This is a genomic window from Microcoleus sp. FACHB-831 (genome assembly GCF_014695585.1).
In the GTDB taxonomy this organism is placed as follows: domain Bacteria; phylum Cyanobacteriota; class Cyanobacteriia; order Cyanobacteriales; family FACHB-T130; genus FACHB-831.
Window position 1 is genome coordinate 1 of record NZ_JACJON010000085.1, and the last position, 5,348, is coordinate 5,348.

General features: G+C 52.1%; 1 protein-coding gene, 1 tRNA gene and 3 rRNA genes. All 5 read right to left on the minus strand.

The annotated features are described in order from the left end of the window. A 5S ribosomal RNA gene (rrf, locus tag H6F77_RS27270) occupies positions 1–117 on the minus strand; the annotation flags it as partial. A 75-nt stretch (positions 118–192) separates the two neighbouring features. Then, positions 193–3,077 (minus strand): 23S ribosomal RNA (locus tag H6F77_RS27275). A 245-nt stretch (positions 3,078–3,322) separates the two neighbouring features. Further along, positions 3,323–3,396: transfer RNA gene (locus H6F77_RS27280), tRNA-Ile, on the minus strand. A gap of 157 nt (positions 3,397–3,553) precedes the next feature. Beyond that, positions 3,554–5,044, minus strand: a 16S ribosomal RNA gene (locus H6F77_RS27285). 32 nt (positions 5,045–5,076) lie between these two features. After that, positions 5,077–5,348, minus strand: a 272-nt coding sequence (locus H6F77_RS27290) for a hypothetical protein (protein ID WP_206753502.1), incomplete at its 5' end; no start/stop codon positions are given.

Sequence of the window (5,348 nt, forward strand, 5' to 3'; positions counted from 1 at the left end):
CCTGGCACGGAGCTATTTTCCCGTAGGGTCGCCCCCAAAGTATCTTTGCCGCTGCGGCGTTTCACCTCCGAGTTCGGGATGGAGTCGGTGTGGAGCCACCGCGCTAAACGCACCAGGAAAGGTGGATGGATGCTAAAGGCAGCAACCTTGAAGGCTGCATAGAAACATAGTGGAGAAAAACAAAAACAATATGAGGTCAAGCCCTCGGTCTATTAGTACGCCTTGGCTGCATGCATTGCTGCACTTCCACCTAGCGCCTATCAACAGGTAATCTACCTGTGACCTTACCTACTTTTTGTAGTGAGAGCACTCATCTTGAGGTGGGCTTCCCACTTAGATGCTTTCAGCGGTTATCCGCTCCGCACATGGCTACCCAGCGTTTACCGTTGGCACGATAACTGGTACACCAGCGGTGCGTCCCTCCCGGTCCTCTCGTACTAAGGAGGGATCCTCTCAATGCTCTTGCGCCTGCACCGGATATGGACCGAACTGTCTCACGACGTTCTGAACCCAGCTCACGTACCGCTTTAATGGGCGAACAGCCCAACCCTTGGGACGTACTTCCGCCCCAGGTTGCGATGAGCCGACATCGAGGTGCCAAACCTCCCCGTCGATGTGGACTCTTGGGGGAGATCAGCCTGTTATCCCTAGAGTAACTTTTATCCGTTGAGCGACGGCCTTTCCATGCAGTACCGTCGGATCACTAAGGCCGACTTTCGTCCCTGCTCGAGTTGTAGCTCTCGCAGTCAAGCTCCCTTTTGCCTTTGCACTCGCCGCATGGTTTCCAACCATGCTGAGGGAACCTTTGCACGCCTCCGTTACCTTTTAGGAGGCGACCGCCCCAGTCAAACTGCCCACCTGAAACGGTTCCTTTGCCAGATAATGGCTAAAGGTTAGAATTCTAGCTTCGCCAGAGTGGTATCTCACCGTTGGCTCCCATCCCCCCACAAGGGAATGTTCAACGCCTCCCACCTATCCTGCGCAAGCAAAGCCCGAACCCAATTCCAGGCTACAGTAAAGCTTCATAGGGTCTTTCTGTCCTGGTGCAGGCAGTCCGTATCTTCACAGACAATCCTATTTCGCCGAGCCTCTCTCTGAGACAGCGCCCAAATCGTTACGCCTTTCGTGCGGGTCGGAACTTACCCGACAAGGAATTTCGCTACCTTAGGACCGTTATAGTTACGGCCGCCGTTCACCGGGGCTTCAGTCGCCAGCTTTGGGTTGCCCCTAACCGACTTCCTTAACCTTCCGGCACTGGGCAGGCGTCAGCCCCCATACATCGTCTTGCGACTTAGCGGAGACCTGTGTTTTTGGTAAACAGTCGCTTGGGCCTCTTCACTGCGACCAGTATTACTGGCACCCCTTCTCCCGAAGTTACGGGGCCATTTTGCCGAGTTCCTTAGAGAGAGTTATCTCGCGCCCCTTGGTTTTCTCAACCTCCCCACCTGTGTCGGTTTCGAGTACAGGCATTCATTGTTTAACGTGTTTAGAGCTTTTCTTGGAAGCTTGACTTGCACCACTTCGTCGCCGTAGCAACTCGGACTCGCGTCTTAGCTCAAGCGTTTTCACCGCTTGTTATCGCCTTAACTGCTTGCACCAGCACTACCAATCGCTGGCTGATATGAGCCTACTCCGTCCCTCTGCACAAACAATGACTGGTACGGGAGTATTCACCCGTTGTCCATCGACTACGCATTTCTGCCTCGCCTTAGGTCCTGACTAACCCTCCGTGGACGAGCCTTGCGGAGGAACCCTTAGGGTTTCGGGGCCTGGGATTCTCACCCATGTTTGCGCTACTCAAGCCGACATTCTCACTTCCGATTTGTCCACACCTGCTTGCCGCTAGTGCTTCTCTCGCGTCGGAACGCTCCCCTACTGATAATAAATTATCCCACAGCTTCGGCAGGCCGCTTAGCCCCGTTCATTTTCGGTGCAGGAGCGCTTGACCAGTGAGCTATTACGCACTCTTTCAAGGATGGCTGCTTCTAGGCAAACCTCCTGGTTGTCTATGCACTCCCACCTCCTTATTCACTTAGCTGCCATTTTGGGGCCTTAGCTGGTGGTCTGGGCTGTTTCCCTCTCGACGATGAAGCTTATCCCCCACCGTCTCACTGGCTGTGTGTTCGCCTGGTATTCAGAGTTTGTCTCGATTTGGTACCGCTCTCGCAGCCCGCACCGAACCAGTGCTTTACCCCCAGACTATAATCACAACCGCTGCGCCTCAACACATTTCGGGGAGAACCAGCTAGCTCCGGGTTCGATTGGCATTTCACCCCTAACCACACCTCATCCGCTGATTTTTCAACATCAGTCGGTGCGGACCTCCACTTGGTGTTACCCAAGCTTCATCCTGGACATGGTTAGATCACCCGGGTTCGGGTCTACAAACAGTGACTTAATTCGCCCTTTTCAGACTCGCTTTCGCTTTGGCTTTAGCATTGCTTTGCTTTTACCTGCCACTGCCTGTAAGTCGCCGGCTCATTCTTCAACAGGCACACGGTCAGACTTTCAATAGTCCTCCCATTGCTTGTAAGCTGACGGTTTCATGTTCTATTTCACTCCCCTTCCGGGGTTCTTTTCACCTTTCCCTCGCGGTACTGGTTCACTATCGGTCACGCAGTAGTATTTAGCCTTACGAGATGGTCCTCGCTGATTCACACGGGATTTCACGTGCCCCGTGCTACTCGGGATCCAGCTAAGCCAATCTGATTGTTGACTACAGGACTCTCACCTTCTTTGGTGCAGTTCTCAGCTGCTTCGTCTAATCTTTTTGGTCTTTTGTTGCTGTCCCACTACCCCATCTGGACTTGCCAAATGGTTTAGGCTAATCCCGCTTCGCTCGCCGCTACTAAGGGAATCGCTGTTGCTTTCTCTTCCTCCAGCTACTTAGATGTTTCAGTTCACTGGGTTGGCTCTTTCCAACCTATGGATTCAGTTGGTAGTTCTTGGGGTTGCCCCATTCGGATATCTTCGGATCTATGCTTGCTTCCAGCTCCCCAAAGTGTTTCGTCGGTCGCCACGTCCTTCTTCGCCTCTGCGTGCCTAGGTATCCACCGTCAGCCCTAATTAGCTTGACCACTTTTGTTGTGGTGTTTTTGTTTGTCTTTTTGTTTGTCTGTGTCTTCAAGATACAGACGCCTGTAATGGCATCTTTCTCTAGTTGACTTACTATGTTTCTATGCAGTTTTCAAGGTTCTGGCTGGATACTTGTCCAGCAGTCTGATTGCTTTTCCTCAATCTAGTTGCTGGCTTGTTTTCCGGTTTTTATTTACTTTTTGCTTTTTACTTTTTGCCGATTTTGGGCTTACCCACTAATTTTAGGTGGGCCATCCTGGACTCGAACCAGGGACCTCACCCTTATCAGGGGTGCGCTCTAACCACCTGAGCTAATAGCCCATGTATGCGAACCTGATTCATAGTTTGAAAGCCTTTTTTGCCTTTTTCAGGCCACTTAGCCATCGCACGACCTTGGGATGTCTAACTTGTTGCCTTGTTTCTTCGCCTTACTATCGTAGGCTGAAAATCTAAGTTCAACAAGCAGTAGGTCTCCCTAAAAGGAGGTGATCCAGCCACACCTTCCGGTACGGCTACCTTGTTACGACTTCACCCCAGTCACCAGCCCTGCCTTCGGCGTCCTCCTCTGTTGCCAGTTGGAGTAACGACTTCGGGCGTGGCCAGCTTCCATGGTGTGACGGGCGGTGTGTACAAGGCCCGGGAACGGATTCACTGCAGTATGCTGACCTGCAATTACTAGCGATTCCTCCTTCACGCAGGCGAGTTGCAGCCTGCGATCTGAACTGAGGCAGGGTTTATGGGATTTGCTTGCATTCGCATGCTTGCTGCCCTTTGTCCCTACCATTGTAGTACGTGTGTAGCCCAGGGCGTAAGGGGCATGCTGACTTGACGTCATCCCCACCTTCCTCCGGTTTGTCACCGGCAGTCTCCCTAGAGTGCCCAACTTAATGCTGGCAACTAAGAACGAGGGTTGCGCTCGTTGCGGGACTTAACCCAACATCTCACGACACGAGCTGACGACAGCCATGCACCACCTGTGTTCGCGCTCCCGAAGGCACTCTTCTCTTTCAAGAAGATTCGCGACATGTCAAGCCCTGGTAAGGTTCTTCGCGTTGCATCGAATTAAACCACATACTCCACCGCTTGTGCGGGCCCCCGTCAATTCCTTTGAGTTTCACGCTTGCGCGCGTACTCCCCAGGCGGGATACTTAACGCGTTAGCTACGGCACGGCCCGGGTCGATACAGGCCACACCTAGTATCCATCGTTTACGGCTAGGACTACTGGGGTATCTAATCCCATTCGCTCCCCTAGCTTTCGTCCATGAGTGTCAGTTGCAGTCCAGCAGAGCGCTTTCGCCACCGGTGTTCTTCCCAATCTCTACGCATTTCACCGCTACACTGGGAATTCCCTCTACCCCTACTGCACTCTAGCTTATCAGTTTCCACCGCCTTTCCGTAGTTGAGCTACGGTCTTTGACGGCAGACTTGATTAGCCACCTGCGGACGCTTTACGCCCAATGATTCCGGATAACGCTTGCATCCTCCGTATTACCGCGGCTGCTGGCACGGAGTTAGCCGATGCTTATTCCTCAGGTACCGTCATTTTGTTCTTCCCTGAGAAAAGAGGTTTACAACCCAAGAGCCTTCCTCCCTCACGCGGTATTGCTCCGTCAGGCTTTCGCCCATTGCGGAAAATTCCCCACTGCTGCCTCCCGTAGGAGTCTGGGCCGTGTCTCAGTCCCAGTGTGGCTGATCGTCCTCTCAGACCAGCTACCGATCGATGCCTTGGTAGGCTCTTACCCCACCAACTAGCTAATCGGACGCGAGCTCCTCAACAGGTAATTAATCTTTCACCTCTCGGCACATTGGGTATTAGCAGCGGTTTCCCTCTGTTATCCCCATCCTGTTGGTAGATTCTCACGCGTTACTCACCCGTCCGCCACTAGGGTATTTCTACCCCCGTTCGACTTGCATGTGTTAAGCATACCGCCAGCGTTCATCCTGAGCCAGGATCAAACTCTCCATTTTATTGAACAGTTTGTGGCTCCGGTTAATTAAAATTAACCGGTAATCTTCTTTCTCTTCGTCTTTTTTAGCTCAATGGCTTGAGTATTACTCAGGTTTCTTGCCTTAGTATCTACTCCCGCCCTCGCTTTATTGTTTTTGACGAGGCTTTGTGTTATTCTGGCTTTCAAACTATGATATTTTCTAGGTTCGGCGGCCGTCAGTTCGCTTCGCTTGCGCTTGGCTCTCTCCACCGCTTTATCAATGTAGCTTGCTTCTCCTAAAAGTGTCAAGTATTTTGAAAAAAAAACTTCCAGGTTGCTAAAAT